Genomic DNA, 26,323 nt, shown 5'->3' with positions numbered 1-26,323 from the left:
CTCAACGCCAATCAACGGCTGTTCGACCAGGCTCGCTGATTCGTACCGTCGACTCTCTGCTACTGGTGACGCTAGCCACCTGCACTGACAGTGGGGGCATGAATGCACAAAGTCACGACGTAAATCCCTGCCATGGCTGGAAGCAGAGGTTTACGCCCGTACCCCCGTCCGTCCACCGCGCCCGTCACGCCGCCGAGGCTGCTCTCCGCGCGTGGGGCGTGGCTCCCGGGTCCATCCCCATCGTGCTGCTCGTGCTCTCGGAATTGGCGACGAACGCGGTACGGCATGGGCGCGTACCCGGGAGGTACTACGAGGTGCGTATCGCATACGACGCAGAGAAGTTGGTCGGTGTCGAGGTGTCCGACCCCCGCGAGGGGCTACCGCGCCTCGGCGACGCGACGCCGGACGCCGAGTCCGGGCGCGGGCTGGCGATCGTGGAGGCGTTCGCCGAGGCGTGGGGCGTACGCGAGCGCATCGTCGGAAAGACCGTCTGGGCTCGCGTCCGCCTCTAGGCGCTCAGGCGGGCAGCTTCGTGTCCACGACGAGGCTGATCTCGATGACCTGGCCGGGGAAGGTCAGTTCGGTGACGCCGAGGACCGTGCTGGCCGGGCGGTGGTCGCCGAAGTAGGCTCGGTTGCCCTCCGCCACCGCCGAGGCGTACGTCAGCAGGTTCACCACGTACAGGGTCTGCGAGACGACCTGGTTCCGCGTGACGCCGTAGTGGTCCAGGACCTTGTCCATGTTGACGTAGGTCTGCTTGAGCTGGGCGGCGAAGTCGTCCGCGTGGCGGAAGTCGCCCGCCTCGTCCAGCGAGAGCTGTCCGGAGACGTGGATCAGATCGCCGGACTTGATCGCCTGCGAGTAGCCGAAGTCGTCCTCGGCGGGCACGTTGTGGTTGAAGACATCGATGGTGGTCATGGTTCTCACCTTTCTGGTGCGCTCTCTTGCGGTTACTCGGAAACCGTAAGAGAGTGAGGGCCGACCTGGAAGAACGCACTTTTCGGTGACTGGGGAACCTGATGGTGACCAAGCAGCAACTCAAGGGCCTGCCCGAGGACGCGGACCTGCGGCGCGCGGACTCGCTGGCGCGGGAGATCTTCTCGGACGTCGCCAACAAGTGGGCGCTCCTGATCATCGAGGCGCTCGGCGAGCGCACCCTGCGCTTCAGCGAGCTGCGGAACGAGGTCGAGGGCGTCAGCCACAAGATGCTCACCCAGAACCTGCGCATGCTGGAGCGCAACGGCCTGGTCGACCGGAAGGTGCACCCCACGGTGCCGCCGCGGGTCGAGTACACCCTCACCGAGCCGGGCCGGGCCCTGCGCGCCACGGTCGACGCCATCTGCGGCTGGACCCACCAGTACCTCGGTCACATCGAGGGGGCGCGCCACCGCTTCGACACCTGACGCCTTCGGGACGTCAACAACAAGGGGATGCCACGCGCTGCACGCGAACAGATCCGCGCCGTTGGCAGGAAGGTGGGAAACCCGTCATTGCTGCCATCACCGCGGGCCGCCAGCATGGACGCCATGGGAGCGCGCACCGTGCTCATCGTCCTCTTCGACGGCGTGCTGAGCCTGGACTTCACCGGACCGCTGGAGGTCTTCGCCGGTGCGGCCAGTGCGGTCCCCGGCGCGTACGACATCAGGACCGGCAGCCTGGACGGCTCACCGGTGCGCACCTCCAGCGGGTTGTCAGCGCCGTCCGCTGCGCGACATCCAGCAGTACATCGCCGAACACCCCGACGCCGACCTGTCCGTATCCGTCCTGGCCGAGCGGGCGAACCTGTCACCCCGCCACTTCGCCCGCGCCTTCCGGGACGAGATCGGCATCTCGCCCGGACGCTACGTGAATCAGGTGCGGCTCGAAGTAGCGCGGCGGCTGCTGGAGGACCATCGTGCAGATCGCGATCCTGCTCTACGAACACTTCACGGCCCTCGACGCCGTCGGCCCGTACGACACCCTGGCCGGACTGCCCGGCGCCCAGCCGGTGTTCGTGGCCGAACGCCGCGGCCCGGTGCGTAATGACAGCGGCAGCCTCCAGCTGGTGGCCGAGGCCACGCTGGAGGAAGTGGCGCGGCCGGACGTCGTGCTGGTGCCCGGCGGTCCGTTCCCGGCCGAGCAGCAGAAGAACCCGGAAGTGCTCGCCTGGTTGCGAGCCGTGGACGCCACCACGACCTGGACCACGTCGGTGTGCACCGGCTCGCTGATCCTCGGCTCGGCCGGACTGCTCACCGGCCGCCGCGCCACCACCCACTGGACCGCCATGGACGGCCTCCGGGCCCTGGGAGCGGAGGCGGTGGACGAGCGCTATGTGTTCGACGGCAAGTACGTCACCGCGGCGGGTGTCTCGGCCGGGATCGACATGGGCCTGGCCCTGGCCGGGCGGATCGCCGGTGACGCCACCGCGCAGACCGTACAGCTGATGCTCCAGTACGACCCCCAGCCGCCCTACGACTCCGGATCACCGCACAAGGCCCCGGCCGAGCTGACCGCCCGGATGCGCCAGGACGCCGACGCGCCGGGCCAGCCTTCAACCGACCACCGCGTTGCTGAGTAGCCATGTCAAGGCGATCTGGTCGCTGCGCCTGGTGTATTTCATTCCAGACGACCACGTCGATTGTGGTGTCGACACCGGTGCCGTTGCGTCCGCTGCCGGTGGCGCTGCCCGGCCAATAGTGATCAGTTGGCGGGCTGGTCGGTGACCGGCAGGGTGTAACGCAGCTTCTCCTTGGCCCGGGCGCCGAGGCGCTCGTAGAAGCGCACGGCGCCCTCGTTCCAGGCGGGGGTGTTCCATTGGATCTCCGTGAGGCCCAGGTCCCGGGCGTGGGCCGCGACCGCGTCCATGAGCAGGGGGCCGAGCCCCTGACCGCGGTTGTCCGGGCGCAGGAAGAGGCAGTCCATGTGGAGGTACTCGCGGCCGCCCCACGTGGAGATCTCCGGGGCGCAGGTGGCGTATCCCACCACCTCGCCGTCGGCACGTTCCGCGACAACGCAGTGCAGGCGTGGGGCGGTTGTGGCGAACAGGAGGGCGCCGAGCCGGTCGGCGAGGCCGGGCGCGGGCGGCGTGGCGCGCTCGTACGCGGCGTGCTCGGCGGCGAGTTGGGCGATCCGCGGCAGGTCCGCGGGGCGGGCCTGCCGGACGTGGGCGGTGGTCATCGGACGCAGCCTTCGAGGGTGTCGGCCCGCCATGCGGCGAGCCGGTCCGCGAGGGCGCCGTCGCCGTCGAGGAGGTGCCGCGAGAACGCTTCGCGCTCATGGGCGAGGACGGCCGCTTCCCAGACGCACGGGGCGAGCCCGACGCGCCCGGGGCGCAGCGCCTCGGGCTTCCCGGCGGGGCCGGAAAAGACGGCGAGGTCGGACATGTGGCCCTCGATCCAGCTGTGGATCAGGACGTAGTCGCCGTCGCCGCCCGCGTGCACGATGAGCACGGCGAGGCCCAGCGAGCCGCGGGTGGCGCCGAGTTCGAGATGGGCGCCCGCGAGGCGGAGGGCGGTGGCCACGTCCTGGTCGGTCACGGCCCTGCCGGGCGCCTGCACGGAGTACACCTTGACCAGGTGGCCGCCCGCCTCGCGGGTGCCCCAGGTCCGCGCGGTCCGGGCGTGGTGTTCGCGGGACAGGGCGAGCAGGGCCTCCGCGTCCACGGCGGGCGGCAGTATCTCGTGGTCAGCCATGCGCCCATTATCCGTGGTTCGTGTCCGGCTCCAGCAGCGCTCTCTATGCTGCTGACCGAGGCCTCCGGCCGGACGAAGGAGAGAGCGCCGTGCCACAGATCATCACGGCCCACGACGCAGGCGGAAACGGGGACAAGCTGCCAGGGCAGCCCTACCCCGGCCCGCATCAGCCGCCGACCCCTGACGGTGGGCCCGGCGTGCCGAATCCGCCCAAGTGACGCGCCCCGGGCGCGAGGCGTTGGGGCGGGCGCTGCTGGAAGGGCGGGCGATGGCGGCGGACTGGGCGCCCACCTTCGCCGCCGTGGACCGGGTCGCCTTCCTGCCCGACCTCATGTGGCCGTTCGACACCCACACCCACGTGGCCACGCCCGTCCACAAGTCCGAGGACCCCGACGCCTGGTACGCCGCCGCCGACCGCGACGCGCCGATCGTGACGCAGTGGGACGACGGCGAGCACACCGGCACCGAACCCGGACGGGTATCCACCAGCAGCTCCTCCATGCCGTCCGTCGTCTACGCGTTGCTCCAGGACCTCGCCGTGGACGACGGCATGACGGTGCTGGACGTCGGCACCGGCACGGGCGAGACGGCGGCGGCCCTGGCGCACCGCTGCGGCAGCGGCGGCGGGGTCACCACCGTCGAGGTGGACCCCGCCGTATCGCGGCGGGCGGGCGAGCGGCTCCGCGCCGCCGGGTGGCACCCGGCCGTCGTCGTGGGTGATGCAGCCGAGGGGCACGCGGGCGGCGCGCCGTACGACCGCGTCCTGGCCACCGTGGGGGTCCGTACGATCCCCGGGGCGTGGATCGAGCAGACCCGCCCGGGCGGCCTCATCGTCGCGCCCTGGGGCACGCACTTCACCCACGCCGACGCCGTCGCCCGGCTCACGGTGCGCAAGGGGACGGCGACCGGCCGCTTCACCCGGCCCGTGGAGTTCATGAAGCTGCGCTCCCAGCGGCCGGCGCTCCCCGACCACAGCGCGTACGACCCGACCGACGGCGCCGATACGTCCACCACCGACCTGACCGAGGCGGAGTTCGTCACCGGGCCGTACAGCGCCCTCCCCTTCGTGCTGGGGCTCCGCGTACCGCACTGCGTCCAGGTGGTGGCGGACAAGGAGGACGGGGCGCGGCCGGTGTGGTTCTACGGGCTGGGCGACCGCTCCTGGGCGTGCGTGGTGTTCCGCGAGGACACGACGCAGGCGCGCGTCTGGCAGGCGGGGCCGCGTCGGCTCTGGGACGAGGTGGAGGGTGCGTACCGGTGGTGGCAGGCGCAGGGCGCGCCGGACCACACCCGGTTCGGGCTCACCGTGACGCCGGACGGGCACCGGGCGTGGCTGGACGATCCGGCCGTCCCCGTGTCGTAAGCGGAACCGTCCGCTCCCCGTACCCTCGTGCCCGTCGCGATGTGGCTGCTCCGGGGGAGGGGCGTCTGACCGGCCCGCGTGATCAAAATGTGGCAAAGTGGACGCGAAGGGTGTGATCGGGCCCGGCCTACCGCGTCTTCCACCGGCTCGGATGGGAGGCAGGAGGGAGTCGGAACAGGTGGCTGCCTACTCCTTCCGGTTGTACGTCACGGGCCGTACACCGCGATCACATGCCGCGGAATCCAACCTGCGCAGGCTGTGCCACACCCTTACGGACGGTGACTGCGAGGTCGAGGTCATCGACACCGTGGAGTATCCGGAGCGGGCGGCGGGTGATCACATCATGGCGACGCCGACGGTGATCCGGCTCGCGCCGTCCCCCCAGCTGCGGGTGATCGGGGACCTGTCCGATCTCGGGCGCGCCGCCGCCTACCTCGGGTTTCCCGACTCCCCACCACTGCCGGAGAGGTGATCACCATGTCTGGACCTGCCCGGCTCGAGCGGTTGGCCACGGGCATCAGCGGCTTCGATCAGATCGCCATCGGCGGGCTGCCGTCGGGGCGGTCCACGCTCGTCACGGGCACGACCGGCAGTGGCAAGACGATGTTCGCCACCGAATTCCTCGCTCGCGGCATCACCAAGTTCGACCAGCCCGGGGTGTTCGTCACTTTCGAGGAGACCGCCACCGACATCCGTCGCAACACATCCTCCTTCGGACTGCCCATCGACCAGTGGGAAAGCGAGGGCAAGTGGACTTTCGTGGACGTCTCCGTCGACATGGTCGAGGAGGCACCCACGATCGGCAGCTACGACTTCGGTGGCTTGATCGCACGTATTGAGCACGAGGTCCGCCGCACCGGTGCCACCCGGGTGGCAATGGACTCGCTGGGCGCGGTCTTCACCCGCTTCACCGACCTGGGGATCGTGCGCCACGAACTGTTCCGCATCGCCGCCTCGCTCGGGCGGCTCGGTGTGACCACGGTGCTCACCGTCGAGCGGGCACAGGAGTACGACGGGGTCTCCCGCTACGGGGTCGAGGAGTTCGTCTTCGACAACGTGGTGGTGCTGCGCAACGTCCTGAGAGACGAGCGGCGCCGGCGCACCGTTGAGATCGTCAAGCTGCGTGGCTGCGCACATCACACCGGGGAGTGGCTGTTCACCATCGACCCGGACGAGGGCATCGTCATCATGCCCCAGGCATTCCTCATGTCACGGGAGCGCGCCTCCCTCGAACGTGTGTCCACAGGAAACGCGGGGCTGGACAGGATGATCGGCGGTGGCCTCTACCGGGACGCCATCGCCTTGATCACCGGTCCCACCGGTACGGGCAAGACGCTGACCGGGCTGCGTTTCGCCGAAGCGGCCTACAACGCCGGCGAACGCTGCCTGCTGGCCTCCTTCGACGAGACGCGGGAGCAGCTCAGCCGCAACGCCGCCGGGTGGGGCATGGACCTCGCCGCCATGGAGTCCTCCGGACTCCTGTGGGTGCTCTCGGACTATCCGGAGGTGGCCTCCCTGGAGGACCATTTCATCCGCCTTCGGCGGATCATCGACGACTACCACCCCCGCCGCCTGGTCATCGACACCCTCTCGGCGCTGGAACGCATCGTCTCCCCACGGGCCCTGCTGGACTTCGTCATCTCGCTGGGCGCGCTGCTGCGCCAGCACGAGATCACCACGCTGCTCACCTCGGCGCCCACGGGCCGGGTCACGCCATTGGCCACACCGGCGATCGCCATGGAGATCGCCAGCCTCACCGACGTCAGCATCCTGCTGCGCTATGTGGAGCACGCAGGCGAGATCAAACGCTGCATCGCCGTCCTACAGAGCCGGGCCTCGGCACACGACCCAGCCATCCGCGAGGCCATGATCGACGAGACCGGCATGGTGATCGGCGAACCCATGACCGAGCTCTCCTCGATCATGGGCGACTCCCTCGGCGGCCCCCATTGGCCCATCGCGACACCGGGCCGGGGCATGGGGGAGGACAGGCCGTCAGGGGGCTGATCAGATGGCCGCCCGGGTGAGACGGAGGCAGAAGCAGGAACCGCCGCCGGGGTTCGGCTCGTACCAGGCGCGGCCGCTGTTGGCCTCGGCGAAGGCTGCGACGATCCACAGCCCCAGTCCGGCCCCGCCGACGTCGGGATGGTGGTGCGGCGGGCGGCTGAACCGCTGGAAGAGTTGCGGGACGAAGGCCTCGGGGACACTGGGGCCCCGGTCGCACACCCGCAGATCGATCCAGCCGTTCTGCTCGGTCACGCACACCTCGACCGGTGGCAGGCCATGAGCGAACGCGTTGTCCAGGTAGTTGTCGACCATCGCCGCGAGTTCGTCGCGGTCGGCCAGTACGGCGAGTCCGTCGGGGCAGACGAGGCGGACCCGCTCGCCTCTCTCGCCCAGTTCGCGGAGCCGTTCGAGCAGGAATGCGCGCAGGGGCACCACATGCGCGAAGGAGCCGGCGCTGACGTCGATGCGCGCGCCGAGCATGAGTTTGTCCAGCAATGCCTGGAGCCCGAGGACGGTGTCGCCGATACGGTCGATCATTTCGTCCCGCTGTTCCCCGGTGAGCACACTTCCGGGGTCGCGCAGGGTGTTCACCAGCGTCCTGACTTTGAACAGGGGGCCGTGCAGCTCATGGGCTGCGACACCCACGACGACCTGCTGGCGTTCCATGGCGTCGCGGAACTCGCTCTCAGCCTCTCGGCGGCGGGCGATGTCACGCAGGGTGGCGATGTACAGACCCATATCACCCGGGGTGGTGGCGGTGAGCAGCATGTCGACGGTCACCGACGCGCCGCCGGCCCGCAGCAGCTCTATCCGGGCGGGCGGCGCGGGGACGAGCGGGAATCCGAAGGGCTGGCCGATGAGCTGCTGGGCGGGGCGGGCGAACAGTTCGGCGGCTGTCGTGTTGCAGCACAGAATGAGGCCGCGGTCGTCAATGGCGATGATCCCGTCCGGGTCCGCGACCGCAGCCGCGGCCGAGGCGGTGGCTGACGCCATCGCCTGCCTCTCGTGATGGCTATGTCCGGCGCCGTTCACCGGCTTGCCTTCGGTGCGTTCTTGAAGCAGCCATATGCCTTCATCCCTCCCAAAATATGTACATACGATGATGAAATCAATGGAACTGCCGTCCTCGATCCAAGGTGCCGGAAAGCCTGGACGTCCGGCCGCCCCCATGCCGTAAGCGGCACGCCCGCACCGTCTCAGTGGCCGTAGGGCGACTCGAATGCGCCCGGACGTGGCCGTCACCATGTCGTAAGCGGAATGGTCCACTCCCCGTCACCTCGTGCCCGCCGGGACGCACCCGCGCTGTGTAACGCTGGGAATCGGTCCGCGCGCCCAGCGCGGACCGGAGTCTGAAGTGAGGCCAACGGCGTGCAGAAGCCCCGATGGAAGACCGTGGGGGGAGCGCTGCTCCGGGTGACGGCCGTGTGGGCGGTGTCGACGCTCACGATGCTGGCGCTCGCGGGCATCCTGCCCGATTTCCGGTTGCAGGCCGCTGACGGCGACAGCGCGACGCGGATCGCGATCACCGCCGCCAGCGGCGCCGGTGCGTTCGGTGTGCTGAGCGCGCTGGTGTGGCCGCTGCTGGTGCGGGCGTTGCTGCTGATGCCCGCGTTGGTGCTGGGGCTGCTGGTGTTCGTGCTGAACGGGTCGATGCTGCTGATCGCGCTCAGCGTGATCCCCGACGGGCGGGGCGCGGTGGAACCGGAGACGGCGGTCGTGGTGGCGGCGGTGATGTCGGCCGCGTCCTCGGCGACGAGCACCTTTCTGACCGTGCGGGACGACGGGGCGTACCGGCGCCGGCTGGCGCGGCTCGCGGACCGCGAGCGGCGCCTCAGCGGCGAGGACGGGGGCCGGGCGCGGCCGCCGGGGACGGTGTTCCTCCAGCTCGACGGGGTGGGGCACGCCGTGCTGCGGGACGCGCTGCGGCCGCGGGACAACAGGCCGCCGGTCATGGAGACCGTGTCCACGTGGGTGGGCCGCACGCACACCGTCACGCCGTGGCGCACCGACTGGTCCAGCCAGACCGGCGCCAGCCAGCTCGGCATCCTGCACGGCTCGAACGAGGACGTGCCCGCCTTCCGCTGGTACGAGAAGAAGAGCGGGGAGGTGATGGTGAGCAACCGGCCGACGAGCGCGGCCGTGTTGCAGCGCCGCGCCGCCGCCCGCGCCGGGCACGACGGGCTGCTGACGGTGGACGGCGCGAGCCGGGGGAACCTGTTCACCGGGGGCGCCGACGAACTCGCGCTGGTGCTGTCGGTCGCGGCGCGGCGCAGCAAGCACAACCGCTCCCGCAGCGGCTACTTCGCGTACTTCTCCGACCCGGCCAACGCCACCCGCACCGCCGCCTCGTTCGTGGCCGAGGTGTGCCGGGAGATCTGCCAGTCCACGCGGGCCAAGCTGCGCCGGGAGTCGCCGCGGGTGGGGCGCGGCGGGCTGTACCCCTTCATCCGGGCGTTCGCCACGGTCGTGGAGCGGGACGTGGTGGTGGCGGCGGTGAGCGGGGACATCCTGTCGGGCCGCACCGCGATCTACGCCGACCTGGTGGCGTACGACGAGGTCGCACACCACTCCGGCCCGCGCAGCCGCGACGCCCAGCAGGTGCTGGCCCGCCTGGACCGGTCGATCGCGCTGATCGCCAAGGTCGCGGAGCGCGCGCCCCGCGACTACCGCATCGTGCTGCTGTCCGACCACGGCCAGAGCCCGGGANGCGCGCGCCCCGCGACTACCGCATCGTGCTGCTGTCCGACCACGGCCAGAGCCCGGGAGCCACCTTCGCGGGGGCGTACGGGCTGACGCTGGAGGACCTGGTGCGCGCCGGGTGCGGGTTGCCGGTGCCGAAGGCTGTCGGGCGTACGGCGAGCGGGGCGGAGGCGCGCGAGGCGGCGCGGGCGGCGCTGCACCGGCCCGAGAAGGACGAAGAGGGACCCGAGGGGGCCCGGCCGGTGGTGCTCGCCTCCGGGAACCTGGGGCTGATCTCGTTCCCGGATGTCCCCGGCCGGATGAGCCGCGAGGCCATCGAGCGGCGCCATCCCGCCCTGCTGCACACCCTCGCCAACCACCCCGGCGTCGGCTTCCTGCTCGTACGCTCCGAAAGGGACGGCGCGGTGGTGCTGGGTGCGAACGGCGCCGAGCACCATCTCGACACCGGCCGGGTGATCAAGGAGAGCCCGCTCGCGGTCTTCGGGCCGGGCGCCGCCGATGCCGTACGGCGGACCGCACACTTCCGGAACACCCCCGACATCATGGTCAACTCGGCCTATGACGCGGCGACCGGCGAGGTGCACGCCTTCGAGGAGCAGATCGGCTCGCACGGCGGACTCGGCGGCGAGCAGGGCCACCCCTTTCTGCTGTGGCCGGTCCAGCTCTCCGCGCCCGTCGCGGCGGGGGAGGAGCTGGTGGGCGCGGAGCGGGTGCACACGGTGCTGCGGCGCTGGCTGCGGGAGGCGGACGGGCCGGAGGTGCCGGAGGTCTCCGGGGCGCCTGAGCTCCCCGAGGTCTCCGTGGCTGCGGACGAGGGGGTCTTGTCTGACGGTGCGCAGGGCCTGGCGCAGGAATCCCGGATTCCAGGCCCCGCCGCCGTACCATTTCCGGCGGTCGACCCCCTCCTGCCGGACAAAGCCCGGTGATTTGGTGCACCGTACATCGTCCATGACGATATGCGCATGCTCGACCAGCACCACACCCGCCGTTTCGGCCTGCCCACGGCGACGGCCCTCGTCATGGGCAACATCATCGGCGGCGGCATCTTCCTGCTCCCCGCCTCCGTCGCCCCGTACGGCACCCTCAGCCTGCTGGCCTTCGTCGTCCTGACGGTCGGTGCCATCGCGCTCGCGCTCGTCTTCGGGCGGCTCGCGCGCCGCGACCCGAGCACGGGCGGGCCGTACGTCCACGCCCGGGCCGCCTTCGGCGACTTCGCGGGCTTCCTGTCGGCGTGGTCGTACTGGACGATGACCTGGGTCAGCAACGCGGCGCTCGCGGTGGCGGCGGTCGGCTATGTGCATGTGCTGGCCCCCGGGCACGCGTCCAAGGGCATGGACCTGGCCATCGCGCTGCTCGCGCTGTGGCTGCCCGCGCTGGCGAACCTCGCGGGGACGCGCTGGATCGGTGCCGTACAACTCGTCTCGACCGTCCTGAAGTTCATCCCCCTGCTCTTCGTCGCGGTCGTCGGGCTCTTCTTCTTCGACCCGGACAACATCGGCCCCTTCAACGCGGGCGGCGGCAGCGCGCTCGGCGGGATGTCGGCGGCGGCCGCGATCCTGCTCTACAGCTACCTGGGCGTGGAGTCGGCGTCGATGAGCGCGGGCGAGATGGAGAACCCGGAGCGGAACGTGGGGCGGGCGAGCGTGCTCGGCACGATCGGCGCGGCCGTGGTCTACCTCCTCGGCACGGTGTCGGTGTTCGGCACCGTCGCCCACAAGGACCTGGTGAACTCCACCGCCCCCTTCTCGGACGCGGTCGACGCGATGTTCGGCGGCACCTGGGGCGGCACGCTGATCGCGCTGGCCGCCGTGGTGTCCATCGTCGGCGCGCTCAACGGCTGGATCCTGATGAGCGCCCAGGCGCCCTACGCGGCCGCCAAGGACGGGCTCTTCCCGGCCGTGTTCGCGAAGCGGCGGCGCGGGGTGCCGACGGTCGGGGTGTTCGTCGGCGTGGTCCTGGCGTCGCTGCTCACCGTGGTCAACTACACCTCGGGGTCGAACGGCGTCTTCGCGACCCTCGTCCTGATCACCACCTTCTCGGCGACGGTCCCGTACCTGCTGGCGGCGGGCGCGCAGCTGTACTTCCTGCTGGCGGGGCGCCGCGACGAGGTCCGGACCGGGCGCTTCGTCTGGGACCTGGTGCTGGCGCTGGCGGGCTTCGGCTTCTCCTTCTGGCTGGTCTCGGGGGCCGGGTACGCGGCGGTGTACCAGGGCGTGCTGTTCCTGTTCGCCGGGGTACTCGTGTACGTGGTGATCGCGGCCCGCCGCCAGAGCCAGGGGACGGACGGCGCGGTGGCCGGGGACGACGCAGCCGCGGAGGCCGGTATTCCGTAATGCCGCGGTCGCCTCTATTTTCGTACGCGCCGCACAGGTAGTTTTATGCTCCCTCGATATCCCTTCGGGATATGCGATGAGGAGCCGCGAATTCCCCTTTGAAACGCGGTTTTTCTCGTGCGGCACATGGGGTCGAGGGGGCGGATGTTATCCGTTTCGGTCCGCTCTTCCTCTTTTCTCGTGCGGCGCAATGGGGCGAAAATTTCTCCCCATGAGTGCCGAACTGACCACCGGCTGCCCCTTCCGTCTCGACCCCACCGCGGGTGACATCCACACCGAGGCGGACCGGTTGCGGGACCGGGGTCCGGCGACCCCGGTGGAACTGCCCGGCGGGGTGGTGGCATGGGCGGTGACCGACCCGGCCCTGGTCAAGCGGCTGCTCACGGACAGCCGGATCTCCAAGGACGCCCACCGGCACTGGCCCGACAGCTACATCGACGAGCGCATTCCGCCCAAGTGGCCGCTCCGCCTGTGGATGGACGTCCGTAACGCGCTGACCGCATACGGCCCGGAACACGTCCGGCTCCGCCGGCTGATCGGTGCCGCGTTCACGCCCGGCCGGGTGCGGGCCCTCGCCCCGAGAATCGAGGGAATCACCCAGTCTTTGCTCGACGGGCTGGATGCCACCGAGGCCACCGCTCCCGGAGCGCCGGTGGATCTGCGGTCGCGGTTCGCCTGGCTGTTACCGCTGATGGTCGTCAACACGCTTCTCGGCGTCCCCGATGAGTTGCACAACGCCTTCCGCGACGGGATCGCCGGGGTCTTCGCGACCGGGCTGTCGGAGGAGGAAGCGGAGGCCAACACCATTGAGCTGTATGGGCTGTTGACGCAGCTGCTGGCCATCAAGCGGCAGACTCCCGGCGACGATGTGACCAGCGTCCTCATCGACGCGCACGACGACGAGACCGACTCCCGGCTCAGCGAGCAGGAGTTGGCGGACAGCGTGCTGCTGTTGATCGGCGCGGGACACGAGACCACGGTGAACCTGCTCGACCACGCGATCGTCAATCTCCTCACCCACCCCGACCAGCTGGCCCTGCTGCGCTCCGGGCAGGCGTCATGGGGAGACGCGGTGGAGGAGACGCTACGCCACCAGGCGCCGATCGCCTCCATCGTCATGCGGTTCCCGATCGAGGACGTCCACGACGCGGCGACCGGGCTGACGTTCCGTGAGGGCGATCCCATCGTGGTCAACTACGCCGCCGCGAACCGCGATCCGCAGGTCCACGGCGAGCGCCGCGGACGCTTCGACCTCACCCGGGCGACCCGCCGCGAACACCTGGCGTTCGGCTACGGCCCCCACTTCTGCCTGGGCGCGGAACTGGCCCGGCTGGAGGGGCGTATCGGCCTGCGCGCCCTCTTCGAACACTTTCCCGATCTCGCCCTCGCGGCACCGGCCGCCGAGCTCCGTCCACTGGAGTCCTTCATCTCCAATGGACATCAACAACTGCCCGTCCTGCTGCGGCGCTAGATCTTCTCATCGTCCGTCCACCTCGCATACCTCGCAAAGGGCGAGTTGACCATAAAACGGTCCGTTACGTTTTGGTTGCGTCCTCCGCACGGCGACTGCTACGGTCGCTTGGTCTTGGAACTGATGTTAACTCGCAATCGTGAATACTGCGGTTCGTTAACGATCCCGGTCGGGCCCGGGATGAGCCTCATCAACTTCTGCCGCAATGAACTCCGATGAACCGGCCGACGTGTGGGAGTCGGCGATCCGGGTAGTGGCAGAGGGCTCGCGTTCCATGAGACAGACGGGGTAAGCGGAAGTCCACGGGGGTGGCCTTGAGCCGGTTATTACTTCACCTTCGCGTCGATGCGGCTGGCTTGTCGTCCAGCGTCCAGCCCTCCATGGGTAGTACGCCTCCTGATGTCTTCGTCCATTGCTGTCTTCCATGAAGCACCGGATTGTCACAGGGGGATAGGCACATGAATGGTCAGCTCATGGCTGACACCGCCGAAATCATGTCGCAGCGGTCCACCGAAATGGTGTCCCTGAGCGAGTTAACGCACTTCGATTCGCCCCGGCTGTCGGGCGCGGACAATGAACATGTGCGGCTGCTCGCCGAGTCGGATGCCGAACTGCCGCCCATTCTGGTAAATCGCAGGACCATGCATGTCATCGACGGTATGCATCGGGTGCATGCCGCGGATCTGCGCGGCCTGGGTAAAATCGAGGCGATTTTCTGCGAGTGCGACGATGAAGAAGCATTCGTCCTCGCGGTCAAAGCAAACGTCTCACATGGACTTCCACTGCCGCGAGCCGACAGGAATGCCGCGGCCAAACGTATCATCAACTCCCATCCGGAATGGTCCGATCGGGCCATTGCCTCGGTCACCGGGCTCTCCCACAAGACGGTCGGCGCGATCCGCCGCCGTGCGAGTGGGGAAATTCCCCAGTCGAGCACCCGGCTCGGGCGCGACGGCCGGGAACGCCCGGTCGACGCCGCCGAGGGCCGTCTCCAGGCCGGCCGGATCCTCGCCGAGCGCCCGGGCGTCTCGCTGCGGGAGGTCGCCCGGGAGGCCGGGGTCTGTGCCGCCACCGTGCGGGACGTCCGCGACCGGCTGCGGCGCGGCGAGGCCCCCGTGGGGCCCGTGCGCCGCGAGCCCGAGGCGGCGGCCACCGCGACCCCGCTGGTCCCCAAGGCGGTGGCGCGGATCGACGGCGCCGATCGCGCCCCCGACCTCTCCGCACTGATCCACAACCTGCGCAAGGACCCCTCGCTGCGGCTCTCCGAGTCGGGCCGCACGTTGCTGCGGCTGCTGGACGCCTGCACGGTGGGCCCGCAAGAGTGGACCCGGATCAGCGACAACGTCCCACCGCACCGGGTGGAGCTGATCGCCACGGCCGCACGTGAATGCAGCCGGGCGTGGCAGGACTTCGCCACGGAGCTGGAGCAGCGCTCCAGTCGGCAGGCGTCGGGCTGACGTTCCGCGTCCGTCCCGTTCGTTCACCTCCCCGTTCGTTTCTTCGTCTCCTTCGTCCATCCACTCCCAGCGGGTCCACACCCGTCGCATCGTGAGTCAGCTTCTCGGCGCCCAGGGGGTGCCTTGCCGATCATGCCGGGCTCACGACGCCTGGCACGGCACCTCGCGGCGCCGCGCTCGTCGCACGCAGCGCCGCTGCGCTCTCCTCACGCGACTTGCGATGCACCGCACCAGACGCCGCTCGCTGATCCGGCCTGATCGACAAGACACCCCCTAGGGAAGGCAGGCATGACGAGCCATCAAGTCAGGGGCTTCCGCGACACGGACGCCCAGGATCTCCTCCAGGCGCTGGTGGCGCCCGACCCACCCCCGTTCGCCCTGCTGCGCAGAGCGTGTGCGGGCGGGCACGAGGTGGAGGTGCTGACCGGGACGGTGGCCGAGGTGGGATCGCTCGCCGAACTGCCGTCGCCCGGCCCCGCGGACGCGGGCGCCGGGGGTGGCGGACCGGCCGAGGTCCTGGCGGTCATCCCCTTCCGCCAGGTCACCGAGCGCGGCTACGCGTGCAACGACGACGGCGAACCGATCCTGGCGCTCACCGCTGAGCGCCGCGCCGCCCTCCCCGTCAAGGAGGCGCTGGATCTGCTGCCCGACGCCGAAGTCGCCCTGCGCGACGCCGGGTTCGACATCGGGGACGAGGACTACGAGAAGGTCGTGGAGAAGATCCTCGACCAAGAGATCCGGGCCGGTGAGGGCTCCAACTTCGTCATCAGGCGGTCCTTCCGGGCCACCCTGGCCGACTACCGGCCCGAGGTCGCCCTGACGGTCTTCCGGCGGCTGCTGACCATGGAGTCCGGCGCGTACTGGACCTTCGTGGTGCACACCGGCGACCGCACCTTCGTGGGCGCCTCCCCGGAGCTGCACGTCCAGGTCGACGGGGGCACCGCGCGGATGAACCCGATCAGCGGGACCTACCGCTATCCGCCCTCCGGCGCGGACCTGGACGGGGTGCTGGAGTTCCTGGGTGACCAGAAGGAGACCGACGAGCTCTTCATGGTCGTGGACGAGGAGCTGAAGATGCTGGCCCGGGTCTGCGACCGCGGCGCCCGGGCCCGCGGCCCCCATCTGCGCGAGATGGCCAAGCTCGCGCACACCGAATACCTGCTGGAGGGCGCCACCTCGCGGGACGTCCGCGAGGTGCTGCGCGAGACCATGTTCGCGCCGACCATCACCGGCAGCCCGCTGGAGAACGCCTGCCGGGTGATCGCCCGGCACGAGGAGAGCGGGCGCGGCTACTACGGCGGCGCCCTGGCCCTCCTCGGCCGGGACACCGCCGGCCGGGACACCCTGGACTCGGCGATCCTCATCCGCACCGCCGACATCGGCCGCGAGGGCGACCTGCGCATCGACGTCGGCGCCACCCTGGTCCGGGACTCCCGGCCCGCCGCGGAGGTCGCCGAGACCTGGGCCAAGGTGGACGCGCTGCTGGCCGCCACCGGACTGGAGCGGCGGGGCGCCGGGCCCGCGGCACCGGCCCGGCCCGCGGGCGGCGGTGCGCCACTCGCCCACGACCCCAAGGTGATCAGCGCGCTGGAGCGGCGCAACGCCGGTCTGTCCGCCTTCTGGCTGGGCAAGGAGGACGACCGGCCCGTACGGACGGCCGGGCCGGACGCCGGACGGGTGCTGATCGTCGACGCCGAGGACATGTTCACCGGCATGCTCGGCCACCAGACCCGCTCGCTGGGCCTGGATGCCACCATCCGCTCCTGGGACGCGGTGGCCCCCGGGGACGTCGACGGCTACGACTGCGTCGTCCTGGGGCCAGGACCCGGCGACCCCCGGGCCACCACCGACCCCAAGGTGCGCGGCATCGCCGACCTGATCGTCCGGCTCTTCGCCCGGGGCATCCCGTTCGTCGGCGAATGCCTCAGCCACCAGGTGCTGTGCGCGCTGCTGGGGCTCGAACTCTTCCCCAGGGAACGGCCCAACCAGGGCACCCAGCGCCGCATCGACTTCTTCGGACGGTCCGAGCCGGTCGGGTTCTACAACTCCTACGCCGCCCGCCACACCGATGACCGGCTGTATTCCCCACTTGCCCGCGGTGCCGTCGAGCTGTGCCGCAACCCGGCCACCGGCGAGGTGCACGCGGTGCGCGGCGAGCGGTTCGCCGCCACCCAGTTCCACCTGGAGTCGGTGCTGACCGAGCACGGCACCGACCTCCTCGCCGACCTGCTCGGCTGGGCGCTGCGGCACCCCGCCGAGCTGATCGAATGCGAAGCCGACCGGTGATCGGCGACGGCACCCGGGCCGCGCCCGGACTCCCGTGGCCCGAGGGGACGGTGGCCGCGCAGCAGCCGGAGTGGAAGACCCACCCGGACTACGTGGCGAGCCGCGCCGCGCTGGCCGCCGCGCCCGCGCTGGTGACCGCCGCCGAACTGGACCGGTTGCGCCGGGCGCTGGCGGTGGTGGCCGGTGGCGGGGCGCGGATGGTCCAGCTCGGCGACTGCGCGGAGAGCTTCGGGGAGACCGGCGCCGATCACGTCCGCGCCAAGACGGCGGTGCTGCACGCCCTCGCCGATGAACTCGGCGGCGACGGACCGGTGTTACGGGTCGGGCGGATCGGCGGCCAATTCGCCAAGCCGCGCAGCAGTCCCTTCGAGGACGTCGACGGGGTGCAACTGCCCGCCTTCCGCGGCCACATGGTCAACGGCGAGACCCCGTCCGCCGGGGCGCGGGCGCACGATCCGCGGCGGATGGTGCGGGCGTACGAGGCGAGCGCCGAGGTGTTACGGGTCCTCGCCCGCGACCGGGACCGGCGCGCCGGACGCCGCCCGGGACCGTTCCCCGACGGGCCCTGGTCCAGCCACGACGCGCTGGTCATCGACTACGAGGCCCCGCTGGTCCGCACCGACGCCGGGCGGCGGATCCTCGCCTCCACCCATCTGCCCTGGCTCGGCGACCGCACCAGAGCGCCCGGCTCGGCCCATGTGCGGCTGCTGTCCCAGGTGGCCAACCCGGTCGCGCTCAAGCTCGGCCCCTCAGCGGACCCCGGCGAACTCGCCGAGGTGTGCGCCCTGCTGGACCCGGACCGGACCCCCGGCAGACTCACCCTGATCGCGCGCATGGGCGCGGAGCGGGTCGCCGAGCTGCTGCCGCCCCTGGTGGCCGCCGTACGGGCCCGGGGCCACCGGGCGGTCTGGCTGAGCGACCCGATGCACGGCAACACCGTGCGCGCTGGCGGGGTGAAGACCCGGCACCTGAGCGCCATCGTGGACGAGGCGGTCCGCTGCAAGAGGGTCCTGGAAGCGGCGGGGGAGCACCCCGGCGGACTCCATCTCGAAGTCGCCGCGTCGGATGTCACCGAATGTCTCGGCGGAAAGGTCGACGGGGTCGAGCGACTGGCCGAGCGCTATACGACGCTGTGCGATCCGCGACTGAATCCCGATCAGGCAGCCGAATTGATGCGCACCTGGATTCGCGCATAGGAATCCGTAGACTCGGAATACATCCGCCGAACATATACGCGGCGTCTCTTCGCTCCGCCCGGCGGCTGCCCTTCTCTTCTGGAAGGTGAGGATTTGACCGAGCACAAGGACACTGCCGACATCGCCTGCCGGGTCGCACTGGTCACCGGCGCGGCCGGCGGAATCGGAACCGCCATCGCCCGGGCACTCGCGGGCCGGGGAACTCTGGTGGCCGCCGTGGACAAGGATGCCGACCGGCTGACCGATCTGGTGGAGAAGATGGCGGCGGACGGACTGACCGCCGCCGCCTTTCCCGCCGATGTCACCGACAGCGGGCGCATCGACGAGGTCGTCGACCGGATCGAAACCGAACTCGGCGCCGTGGACCTGCTGGTGAACGCGGCCGGAGTGATGCGCGCCGGGTCCGCGCTGGACATGTCGGACCTCGATTGGCGGGCCATCTTCTCGATCAATCTGGACGGTGTCTTCCACTGTTCCCGGGCCGTCGCATCGCGCATGAAGGAACGCGGCGAGGGCGCCATCGTGACCGTCGCCTCCAACGCCGGACGGATACCCCGGGTACATATGGCGGCGTACGGCGCCTCGAAGGCCGCCGCGTCCCTCTACACCAAGTCCCTCGGACTGGAACTGGCGGAATACGGAATCCGCTGCAACGTGGTGTCGCCCGGTTCGACCGATACCGACATGCTGCGTGCGCTGTGGTCCGCGGAAGCCGACCGGCAGACCACGATCGACGGCTCGATGACCACGTACAAGACCGGAATCCCGCTGCGCCGGATCGCCGAACCCGGTGACATCGCGGACGCCGTTGTTTTCCTCGCCTCCGACCGGGCCCGGCACATCACCATGCAGGACCTGTGCGTCGACGGCGGCGCCATTCTGGGGGTGTGAGAAAAGGCCATGGGCATTCCCGCCATCGCGCCCTATCCGATGCCGACCGCGGCCGATCTGCCGAAGAACCAGGTCGACTGGCGGCCCGACCCGGAGCGCGCCGTCCTCTTCTTCCACGACATGCAGGCGTACTTCCTGGCGCCCTTCGACCCGGGCAGCGCCCTGTACGGCGAGCTGCTGGCCAACGCCCGCGCCCTGCGCGAACGGGCCGCCGCGCTCGGCATGCCGGTGGTGTACTCGGCCCAGCCCGGCGACATGGACCGCGGCCAGCGCGGTCTGCTGTACGACTTCTGGGGGCCCGGGATGTCCGCGCACGAGCGGGACACCGGGATCGTGGAACCGCTGCGCCCGGCCGACGGGGACACCGTGCTGACGAAGTGGCGTTACAGCGCTTTCGTCCGCTCCGAATTCCGTGATCTGATGCAGAAGTCCGGCCGCGACCAATTGATCGTGTGCGGGGTCTACGCCCATGTCGGCTGTCTGATGACCGCGGTCGACGCCTTCAGCTCCGATATCCAGCCGTTTCTGGTGGCGGACGCCCTCGCCGATTTCACCGCCGACCACCACCGGTCCGCGCTGGACTATGCCGCGCGCTGCTGCGCGGCGATCCACACCACCGAGCAGATGCTCGACTTCCTGGCTGCCGAGAAGAGCTCCGCCCGATAGAGGGGTGCCGACCCATGAGTTCCACGGAAACGTTCCGCGTGGACGCCACCACCGAAATCCGCGCCGATCCCGCCGCCGTCTTCGCCTATGTCAGCGACCTCACCCGCAGCGGTGACTGGAGCCCCGAGTGCCTGGGCGGGGAGTGGAGCGAAGGAGAACCCGCGGCCGTCGGCTCCGTCTTCACTGCGCGCAACCACCGGGAGCCGGATGTGGTCGCCTGGGCGCCGGTCGTGCGCGGGGACTGGACCACGCAATGCGAGGTCGTGGAATCCGTCGCGCCGCGCGTGTTCAGCTGGGCCATGCGCACCAAAGACGGCCGCGCCCAGGAGAGCGTATGGTCGTTCACGGTCGAGCCGACGGCGGGCGGCAGTGCGCTGACCCACGCCTTCTGGATGGGCGAACTGACCGAAGGCATGCGGGGAATTCTCCACGGCATGAGCGACGCCGAGGTGAAGAAGTTCCTCGACGACTGGTCGGACAAAATCGACGGCGATATGCGGCAGTCGCTCGCCCGCATCAAGGCCGCACTCGAAACCGCCTCCTGATGGCGAGGGGTGACGCCCACCGTGATTCTGCAACGCATCGGGAACAGGGGACTGTTCCTGGGCTCCTTCTTCGACGGGGCTGCCAAGAAGAGCCCGTACCAGAAAATCACCCTCGACCACGAACTCGACATCGCACCGGAGCTGGGCACCGACCTCACCGTCTACGCCTGTGCGAATCTCGTCGCCGAAATGGCGTCCGCACTGCGTGATCTGCGGGTGCGCCCGGGCGACAAAGTCGCCGTCTACAAAGAGGACGGCTTCGACATCTTCCTGCTCACCTGCGCGGTCGCCCGCGTCGGCGCGGTCCCCGTCGCCCTCTCGCCCAGCCTCACCGGCGAGGTCGTCGCGGAGCTGCTGAACCGCTGCGACTGGCCGCATCTGATCACCGACGAGAAGAAACTGGTCGGCGAGCTGCCGCCGGATGTCACCAAGCGCTGCAAGCGGGTCTTCCTGGTGACCGGCGAGGCCGAGGGCACCACCGCGCTGCGGCGGGACCCGGAGGCGCATCTGCGTCCGTACACCCGGACCGGGACCCGGCGTCCCGCGCTGCTCACCCACACCTCCGGCACCACCGACACCCCCAAGCTCGTCGTGCACACCGCCCGTTCGCTGCGCGCCCGCTACCGCCCGCAGGCGCTCGGCGCCCGGCTGCTGATACGCGGCCGCGAAACCCTCGCCGTACGGGTGTCGTTCGTGCACTCGCGCCTGGTGACCGCGCTCGCCATCGCGCTCAAGCGCGGCTTCCCGATCGTCATCACCAAGGACGCCACGCCCGAGCGGATCGCCGACATCTTCGCCGAGGTCAAGCCCGGTGTGCTGGAAGCCCACCCCAATACGTTCGTGGAGTGGGAGCCGCTGGCCGACGACCCGCGCGGTCCGCTGTCCAACGTCCTGGCGCTCAGCAGCACCTTCGACGCCATCCATCCGCGGACCGTGCAGAAGATCCTGGGCGCGTCCCGGCGCCGGCGCCCGTTCCACCTCCAGCTGTACGGACAGAGCGAGGTCGGGCCCACCGTCGGCCGCGCCACCTCCCGGCGGCGCGCGATGTCCGCCGACGGACGCTGTGTCGGCTTCCCGTTCCCCGGGATGACGGCGGTCCGGGTGGTCGACCGCAACGGCCGCACCCCCGGCCCCGGCGACCCCGGCTTCATCGAGGTCCGCTCCGACGGCCGGGCGCTCACCTACTTCGGCGAGGACGCCCGCTTCCAGCGGCAGCTCGACGACGGCTGGTGGCGGATGGGCGACGTGGGCTACCGCACCCGCTGGGGCTGTCTGCACGTCTCCGACCGCGAGGTCGACGTCATCCCCGGCTTCGGCAGCGCACTGGAGGCCGAGGACCTGCTGATGTCGCGGCTCGACAGCCTCCTGGAGGTCGTGGTCGTGCCCGGCGACGAGGGCGCGCCGACCCCGGTCGTGGTGACCCGGGACGGCGGGCCGCTGGACCTCGCCCGCTGGGCGGAGGCGGCCGCCCGGCTGGCCCCGATGCGCCCGCCGGTGCAGCTGACCCTGGACGAACTGCCGCGCACCGCCACCGCCAAGGTGCAGCGGCTGGAGCTGGCGCGGCTGCTGCGGGACCGCACCGCCGGGCCCGGGCCGGACACCCGGCCGACCGAATAGAGGGGGAAGGTCACCTTGTCGCAGCGAACGTCACAGCCAACATCGCAGCGAACGCCGCAGCACAACTCCCGGCCTGGAACACCCGACCACGACCGCGTCTTCGGCTGGCTGGACGACCCGTCGGACGAGCGCGGAATGCGGTTCCGGCTGGACGACGGCTCCTGGCAGCGGCTCACCTACCGGGAGCTGGCCGGGCGGACCCTGCGCGCGGGCGCCGCGCTCGCCGACGCGGGGGTGCGGCCCGGCGACGTGGTGCCGCTGGTGCTGCCCGGCGGGGAGGACTTCGTCACGCAGTTCTTCGGGCTCCTCGCGATCGGCGCCACCCCGTCCGTCCTGCCCCTGCCGCTCGCGCTGCGCGGGGGAGAGGGCTACCAGAACCAGCTGAAGGCCATCACCGCCCGCATCCACCCGCGCCACGCCATCGCCGACCCGCGCTACCACGACGTGGTCGCGGAGAACGTCGCCCGGCTCGGCGGCGGCACCGACGTCCTGGCGCCGCAGTACGCCGACCGCCCCGAGGAGGCGCCGCGCGCCTGGGGCGAGCTGGCGGTGCTCCAGTTCACCTCGGGCTCCCGCGGCTCACCGCGCGGACTGCGCATCTCGATGGCCAACCTGGCCACCAACCTGCGCATGATCCAGGGCTGGATGAACCCGGTGGGCTACGGCGCGGTCACCTGGCTGCCGCTCTACCACGACATGGGGCTCGTCGGCGGGCTGCTGGGCGCGCTGACCCTCCAGGTGGAGCACGCGCTGATGCGGCCCGAGCAGTTCATCCGGGACACCCGCGGCTGGATCGCCGAGTACGGACGCACCCCGTACTCCAACATGTGCATGCCCAACTTCGGCTTCGAGCGGGTGCTGTCGGCGGTCCGCCCCGAGGATCTCGAAGGGCTGGACTTCTCCGGCTTGAGCGCCGTGGTCAGCGGCGCGGAGCGGATCGACCCCGCGGTGCTGGCCCGCTTCGCCGCGCTGCTGGGCCCGCACGGCTTCGACGTACGGGCGCTGATGCCCGCGTACGGGCTGGCCGAGGGCACCCTCGCGGTCACCGGCGTGAGCAAGCACCACGTCGCCCGGATGGTGCGGGCGGGCGGCCTGGAGCGGCGGCTCGGCGAGAAGCTGGACGTGAGCGAGGTCGTCGAGCTGAGCACCGTGCCCGTGGACGAACCCTGGACCTGGCAGGTCAGTTGCGGTCCGCCGCTGGAGACCGCGCGCGTGGAGATCCTGGACGAGGACGGCGCCCCGCAGCCCGAAGGGGTGCTCGGGGAGATCTACGTCGAGGGCCCCTCGGTCGCCGACGGCTACGCCGACCCCGCCCCCGAGGACGTGGCCAAGCTGCACGACGGCAGGCTGTACACCGGCGACGCCGGGTTCCTGCTGGACGGCGAGCTGTATGTGATCGGCCGGCTCGGCGACAGCGTGAAGATCAACGGGCAGAACGTCTTCGTCGAGGACATCGAACTCGAACTCGTCGCCTCCGGGGCCATCTCCCGGCGGTACGCGACCGTCGTCGCCGGGATCACCGGGGGCGAGCCCAAGGTGCTGCTGGTCACCGAACGCCCGCTGGGCGACCGGCTGGACGACGCGCTGTCCGTCATCGCGTCGTTCACCGGCGACGCGGCCCACGCCGAGGTGCGGTACGTCAAGCGCGGCACCATCCCCCTGACCTCCAGCCGCAAGCCCCGCCGCCGTTCGCTGTGGCTGTCGTACGTGGCGGGTGAACTGAAGGAGCGTAACGACTCGTGAGTGTTGTGGCCGCACCGGCGGAGCAGACCGCACCCGCGGAGCAGACCTCCCGCCTCTTCACGGCCGGGCCGTTCGGCGAGCGGGTGGAGGACACCCGCAAACGCGTCGCGGAGCTGCTGCGGCGGACCTTCGAACCGGTCGCCGGACAGGCCGAGGCCGAGGGGCTCTTCCCGCGCGACGCGCTGGCCGGACTCGGCCGCGCCGGACTGTTCGAGGAGCGCTGGCGCGACGCGTCCCCGGCCGACCCGTACGGCGACCCCGGACTCGGCGTGATCATCGCCGAGGAGAGCGGCCGGCTCGGGCACGCCAGCCTGTCGGTCGGGCTCAGCCTGCACTGCGAGACGGTCCTGTCCATCCTCACCCGCTTCGGGGACTCCCCGCTGCTCGCCGAGTACCGGGCCGGGGCGCTGGAAGGGCGGCTGGTGGGCTGTCTCGGCGCCTCCGAACCGACCGGTGGCTCCGACCTCAACGGGGTGCGCACGGTCGCCCGCAAGACGCCCGGCGGCTGGCGGGTCACGGGCGAGAAGAAGTATCTGTCGCTCGGCCTGGTCTGCGACGTCGCCCTGCTGCTGTGCCGCCTGGACGAGGGCTCGGGGCCGGTCGACGGCAGGCTCGGACTGCTCGCCGTACCGCGCGACGGGCTCACGCCGCGCAAACGGCTCGACAAGGCGGGCACCTCCGCGCTGGACACCACCTGGATGGTCATCGACGCCGAGGTCCCCGACGAGGCCCTGGTGGGCCGCCGCGGCGGCGGACTCCTCGGCGCCACCTGGGGGCTGAACCACGAACGGCTCTCCATCGCCGCCCAGGCCGTCGGTGGCGCGGCCCGCGCCATCGGGCTGGCCACCGCCCACCTCCAGCGCCGCCGGCAGTTCGGCAAACCGCTGATCGAACAGCAGGCGCTGCGGCTGCGGCTGGCCGAGCTGTCGTCCCGGCTGATCGCGCTGCGCTACGCGGTCTACACCGCCGCCCAGGGCGTCGCCGTGCCCGGCGCGTGCGGCACCCGCGAGATCGCGGCGCTCAAGACCACGGCGGCACGGTTCGTCGAAGAGGTCATGAGCGAGTGCATGCACCTCTTCGGTGGCCCCGGCTACCTCGAGGACGAGACGCCGCTCGCCCGCATGTGGCGCGACTCCCGGCTGGCCCGGCTCGGCGGCGGCACCGACGAGATGATGTGGGAGCTGGTCGCCGGGGGACTGGTGCCCGACACCGCCGCCTACGACGAGGGTGTCGATCTCGGATGAAGCTGCTGCTGACCGGAATCACCGGACAACTCGGCACCGCGGTCGCCGAGATCGCCCCGCGGCGCGGGATCGAGATCGTGCCGCTGGTGCGCCGCGCCCGCCCCGGCCAGGTCCCCTTCGAGCGGCTGTTCCCCTCGCTCGCCGCGGCCCGGGTCGGCGGCGACGTACGCGAACCGCTGTGGGGGCTGACGGACGCCGAGCTGGACGAGCTGGCCCAGGACGTCGACGCCGTCGTCAACCTCGCCGGGGACACCAACTGGGCGGGCAGCGGCCGCGATCTGTACGCCGTCAACGTGCTGGGTGCCCTGGGCGGCTACGAGGTCGCCCGCGAGCTCCAGCGCCGCTCCGGCCGCCGGGTGGTCTACGGCTACGCGTCCTCGATCTTCGTCGCGGGCGGCACCCTCGGCCGGATCGCCGAGACCCCGCTCGCCCCCGACCGCCACCGCACCGCGTACGAGCACAGCAAATGGCTGGCCGAACAGGAGCTGACGCGGCGGCACGGCCCCGGCGAGCCCGATGTCCTCATCAGCCGGGTCGCCGCCCTGCTCGGCGACTCGCAGACCGGCGCCACCCGCAAGCGCAACTCGCTGTACCTGCTGGCCGAGCGGTGGGACGAGCTGCCCGGCCGGGTGCTGCCCGCCATGCGCGGCGCCCGGGTCGACGTCCTGCCGCGCGACCTGGCGGCGGGCACCCTGCTGGACGCGCTGGCCGGGCTGCACCGCTCCGGCCCGCGCCCCGAGCCCGTCGTCACCCATCTGTCCGCCGGGGAGCGGGCCCCGTCGATCCGCGGCCTGCTGGAGGTCGCGCGCGCGATCGCGCCGCTGCACTTCGGCAAGTGGCTGCGGCTGGTCCCGGCCTCCGCCGAACAGGTGCTGTGGCTCTCCGCCAACGCCGAACGCTTCCTGCCGCTGTCCCAGGCCTGGCGCAACAGCCTCACCGGACTGCGCTACATCGGGCTGGACCGGGTGATGGAGCGCGGCCGGCTGGCCGGTCTGGTGGACGGGCCGCTGCCCGAACCCTCCACCGAACTGCTCGCCCGGCTGCTGTTCGACCTCCCGGCGCCCAAGCGTCCCCTGGCCCCCGCCGACAGCGGATTGTCGAGGTTCCTGGCATGAGCGGCATGAACGATCCCG

The 26,323-nt window shown here is 71.0% G+C and carries 22 protein-coding genes and 2 pseudogenes; 20 read left to right on the top strand and 4 right to left on the bottom strand.

Features of this window, described 5'->3' with window-relative positions:
- Window positions 1-98 precede the first annotated feature (98 nt).
- A complete protein-coding gene (locus EEJ42_RS27050; RefSeq protein ID WP_123103830.1) occupies window positions 99-512 on the top strand; it encodes an ATP-binding protein in 414 nt (137 codons plus the stop codon).
- A 4-nt stretch (window positions 513-516) separates the two neighbouring features.
- On the opposite strand, the gene EEJ42_RS27045 is transcribed toward EEJ42_RS27050, so the two are convergent.
- Window positions 517-918, bottom strand: a complete 402-nt coding sequence (locus tag EEJ42_RS27045) for a RidA family protein (RefSeq protein ID WP_123103828.1) — start codon at window positions 916-918, stop codon at window positions 517-519.
- Between the two features lie 101 nt (window positions 919-1,019).
- Between EEJ42_RS27045 and EEJ42_RS27040 the strand changes: the two genes are divergently transcribed.
- From EEJ42_RS27040 to EEJ42_RS27030, 3 genes and pseudogenes are all read left to right on the top strand, one after another.
- The gene (locus tag EEJ42_RS27040) at window positions 1,020-1,403 is read left to right on the top strand and encodes a winged helix-turn-helix transcriptional regulator (protein WP_123103826.1); all 384 of its coding nucleotides are present in this window, start codon (window positions 1,020-1,022) and stop codon (window positions 1,401-1,403) included.
- Window positions 1,404-1,692: 289 nt separating this feature from the next.
- Window positions 1,693-1,890 (top strand): annotated as a pseudogene (locus EEJ42_RS54745) (helix-turn-helix domain-containing protein); the annotation flags it as partial.
- A 4-nt stretch (window positions 1,891-1,894) separates the two neighbouring features.
- Complete coding sequence (locus tag EEJ42_RS27030) at window positions 1,895-2,557, top strand: DJ-1/PfpI family protein (RefSeq protein WP_123103824.1); 663 nt, start codon at window positions 1,895-1,897, stop codon at window positions 2,555-2,557.
- 122 nt (window positions 2,558-2,679) lie between these two features.
- Here the strand turns inward: EEJ42_RS27030 and EEJ42_RS27020 are convergent, their stop codons facing one another.
- Window positions 2,680-3,156 carry a GNAT family N-acetyltransferase gene (locus EEJ42_RS27020; RefSeq protein WP_246097412.1) on the bottom strand — a complete coding sequence of 159 codons (477 nt, stop codon included), beginning with the start codon at window positions 3,154-3,156 and terminating at the stop codon, window positions 2,680-2,682.
- Window positions 3,153-3,671, bottom strand: a complete 519-nt coding sequence (locus EEJ42_RS27015) for a hypothetical protein (protein WP_123103820.1) — start codon at window positions 3,669-3,671, stop codon at window positions 3,153-3,155. The genes EEJ42_RS27020 and EEJ42_RS27015 overlap by 4 nt, the downstream gene beginning before the upstream one ends.
- 268 nt (window positions 3,672-3,939) lie before the next feature.
- On the opposite strand from EEJ42_RS27015, the gene EEJ42_RS27010 reads away from it, so the two are divergent.
- From EEJ42_RS27010 to kaiC, 3 genes are all read left to right on the top strand, one after another.
- The gene (locus EEJ42_RS27010; RefSeq protein WP_246097414.1) at window positions 3,940-5,034 is read left to right on the top strand and encodes a methyltransferase domain-containing protein; all 1,095 of its coding nucleotides are present in this window, start codon (window positions 3,940-3,942) and stop codon (window positions 5,032-5,034) included.
- A gap of 178 nt (window positions 5,035-5,212) precedes the next feature.
- On the top strand, window positions 5,213-5,506 hold the full coding sequence (locus EEJ42_RS27005; protein ID WP_221179434.1) for a circadian clock KaiB family protein: 294 nt from the start codon (window positions 5,213-5,215) through the stop codon (window positions 5,504-5,506).
- A 5-nt stretch (window positions 5,507-5,511) separates the two neighbouring features.
- Window positions 5,512-7,041 (top strand): circadian clock protein KaiC, encoded by a 1,530-nt coding sequence (kaiC, locus tag EEJ42_RS27000; protein WP_123103856.1) that lies wholly within the window; start codon window positions 5,512-5,514, stop codon window positions 7,039-7,041.
- On the opposite strand, the gene EEJ42_RS26995 is transcribed toward kaiC, so the two are convergent.
- Window positions 7,042-8,034, bottom strand: coding sequence for a PAS domain-containing sensor histidine kinase (locus EEJ42_RS26995; RefSeq protein ID WP_184503293.1), 993 nt, complete (start codon window positions 8,032-8,034; stop codon window positions 7,042-7,044). It abuts the gene before it with no gap.
- A gap of 375 nt (window positions 8,035-8,409) precedes the next feature.
- Here EEJ42_RS26995 and EEJ42_RS26990 point away from each other — a divergent pair.
- From EEJ42_RS26990 to EEJ42_RS26925, 13 genes and pseudogenes are all read left to right on the top strand, one after another.
- A pseudogene (locus tag EEJ42_RS26990) lies at window positions 8,410-10,667 on the top strand (phage holin family protein).
- Window positions 10,668-10,703: 36 nt separating this feature from the next.
- A complete protein-coding gene (locus EEJ42_RS26985; protein WP_123103854.1) occupies window positions 10,704-12,074 on the top strand; it encodes an amino acid permease in 1,371 nt (456 codons plus the stop codon).
- A 211-nt stretch (window positions 12,075-12,285) separates the two neighbouring features.
- Window positions 12,286-13,545 carry a cytochrome P450 family protein gene (locus EEJ42_RS26980; protein WP_123103814.1) on the top strand — a complete coding sequence of 420 codons (1,260 nt, stop codon included), beginning with the start codon at window positions 12,286-12,288 and terminating at the stop codon, window positions 13,543-13,545.
- Between the two features lie 473 nt (window positions 13,546-14,018).
- On the top strand, window positions 14,019-15,002 hold the full coding sequence (locus EEJ42_RS26975; protein ID WP_246097411.1) for a ParB/RepB/Spo0J family partition protein: 984 nt from the start codon (window positions 14,019-14,021) through the stop codon (window positions 15,000-15,002).
- Window positions 15,003-15,290: 288 nt separating this feature from the next.
- On the top strand, window positions 15,291-17,288 hold the full coding sequence (locus tag EEJ42_RS26965; protein WP_123103810.1) for an anthranilate synthase family protein: 1,998 nt from the start codon (window positions 15,291-15,293) through the stop codon (window positions 17,286-17,288).
- Window positions 17,270-18,484, top strand: coding sequence for a 3-deoxy-7-phosphoheptulonate synthase (locus EEJ42_RS26960; protein ID WP_123103808.1), 1,215 nt, complete (start codon window positions 17,270-17,272; stop codon window positions 18,482-18,484). Before EEJ42_RS26965 ends, EEJ42_RS26960 begins: the two co-directional genes overlap by 19 nt.
- Window positions 18,485-18,577: 93 nt before the next feature.
- Window positions 18,578-19,375 (top strand): 2,3-dihydro-2,3-dihydroxybenzoate dehydrogenase, encoded by a 798-nt coding sequence (locus EEJ42_RS26955; protein WP_123103806.1) that lies wholly within the window; start codon window positions 18,578-18,580, stop codon window positions 19,373-19,375.
- A gap of 9 nt (window positions 19,376-19,384) precedes the next feature.
- The gene (locus tag EEJ42_RS26950) at window positions 19,385-20,041 is read left to right on the top strand and encodes an isochorismatase family protein (protein WP_123103804.1); all 657 of its coding nucleotides are present in this window, start codon (window positions 19,385-19,387) and stop codon (window positions 20,039-20,041) included.
- A 14-nt stretch (window positions 20,042-20,055) separates the two neighbouring features.
- The gene (locus EEJ42_RS26945) at window positions 20,056-20,586 is read left to right on the top strand and encodes an SRPBCC family protein (RefSeq protein WP_123103802.1); all 531 of its coding nucleotides are present in this window, start codon (window positions 20,056-20,058) and stop codon (window positions 20,584-20,586) included.
- Window positions 20,587-20,607: 21 nt separating this feature from the next.
- Window positions 20,608-22,203: a class I adenylate-forming enzyme family protein gene (locus tag EEJ42_RS26940; RefSeq protein WP_184503292.1), complete on the top strand. Its 1,596-nt coding sequence runs from the start codon at window positions 20,608-20,610 to the stop codon at window positions 22,201-22,203.
- Between the two features lie 15 nt (window positions 22,204-22,218).
- Window positions 22,219-23,946, top strand: a complete 1,728-nt coding sequence (locus EEJ42_RS26935) for an AMP-binding protein (protein WP_148082038.1) — start codon at window positions 22,219-22,221, stop codon at window positions 23,944-23,946.
- On the top strand, window positions 23,943-25,190 hold the full coding sequence (locus EEJ42_RS26930; RefSeq protein WP_123103798.1) for an acyl-CoA dehydrogenase family protein: 1,248 nt from the start codon (window positions 23,943-23,945) through the stop codon (window positions 25,188-25,190). Before EEJ42_RS26935 ends, EEJ42_RS26930 begins: the two co-directional genes overlap by 4 nt.
- Window positions 25,187-26,305 (top strand): SDR family oxidoreductase, encoded by a 1,119-nt coding sequence (locus EEJ42_RS26925; protein ID WP_123103796.1) that lies wholly within the window; start codon window positions 25,187-25,189, stop codon window positions 26,303-26,305. Before EEJ42_RS26930 ends, EEJ42_RS26925 begins: the two co-directional genes overlap by 4 nt.
- Window positions 26,306-26,323 lie beyond the last annotated feature (18 nt).

The sequence above is a fragment of the Streptomyces botrytidirepellens genome (genome assembly GCF_003721215.1).
Lineage (GTDB): Bacteria > Actinomycetota > Actinomycetes > Streptomycetales > Streptomycetaceae > Streptomyces > Streptomyces himastatinicus.
Note: the sequence above shows the minus strand (reverse complement) of the source record. Positions and strands in the feature narration are given on the sequence as shown.

What these genes read in the sequence shown, in the direction of transcription:
- EEJ42_RS27050 (WP_123103830.1), top strand. Translation starts at nt 99, where the DNA reads ATGAATGCACAAAGTCACGACGTAAATCCCTGCCATGGCTGGAAGCAG.
- EEJ42_RS27045 (WP_123103828.1), bottom strand. Translation starts at nt 918, where the DNA reads ATGACCACCATCGATGTCTTCAACCACAACGTGCCCGCCGAGGACGAC.
- EEJ42_RS27040 (WP_123103826.1), top strand. Translation starts at nt 1,020, where the DNA reads ATGGTGACCAAGCAGCAACTCAAGGGCCTGCCCGAGGACGCGGACCTG.
- EEJ42_RS27020 (WP_246097412.1), bottom strand. Translation starts at nt 3,156, where the DNA reads ATGACCACCGCCCACGTCCGGCAGGCCCGCCCCGCGGACCTGCCGCGG.
- EEJ42_RS27015 (WP_123103820.1), bottom strand. Translation starts at nt 3,671, where the DNA reads ATGGCTGACCACGAGATACTGCCGCCCGCCGTGGACGCGGAGGCCCTG.
- EEJ42_RS27010 (WP_246097414.1), top strand. Translation starts at nt 3,940, where the DNA reads ATGGCGGCGGACTGGGCGCCCACCTTCGCCGCCGTGGACCGGGTCGCC.
- kaiC (WP_123103856.1), top strand. Translation starts at nt 5,512, where the DNA reads ATGTCTGGACCTGCCCGGCTCGAGCGGTTGGCCACGGGCATCAGCGGC.
- EEJ42_RS26995 (WP_184503293.1), bottom strand. Translation starts at nt 8,034, where the DNA reads ATGGCGTCAGCCACCGCCTCGGCCGCGGCTGCGGTCGCGGACCCGGAC.
- EEJ42_RS26985 (WP_123103854.1), top strand. Translation starts at nt 10,704, where the DNA reads ATGCTCGACCAGCACCACACCCGCCGTTTCGGCCTGCCCACGGCGACG.
- EEJ42_RS26980 (WP_123103814.1), top strand. Translation starts at nt 12,286, where the DNA reads ATGAGTGCCGAACTGACCACCGGCTGCCCCTTCCGTCTCGACCCCACC.
- EEJ42_RS26975 (WP_246097411.1), top strand. Translation starts at nt 14,019, where the DNA reads ATGGCTGACACCGCCGAAATCATGTCGCAGCGGTCCACCGAAATGGTG.
- EEJ42_RS26965 (WP_123103810.1), top strand. Translation starts at nt 15,291, where the DNA reads ATGACGAGCCATCAAGTCAGGGGCTTCCGCGACACGGACGCCCAGGAT.
- EEJ42_RS26960 (WP_123103808.1), top strand. Translation starts at nt 17,270, where the DNA reads ATGCGAAGCCGACCGGTGATCGGCGACGGCACCCGGGCCGCGCCCGGA.
- EEJ42_RS26950 (WP_123103804.1), top strand. Translation starts at nt 19,385, where the DNA reads ATGGGCATTCCCGCCATCGCGCCCTATCCGATGCCGACCGCGGCCGAT.
- EEJ42_RS26945 (WP_123103802.1), top strand. Translation starts at nt 20,056, where the DNA reads ATGAGTTCCACGGAAACGTTCCGCGTGGACGCCACCACCGAAATCCGC.
- EEJ42_RS26925 (WP_123103796.1), top strand. Translation starts at nt 25,187, where the DNA reads ATGAAGCTGCTGCTGACCGGAATCACCGGACAACTCGGCACCGCGGTC.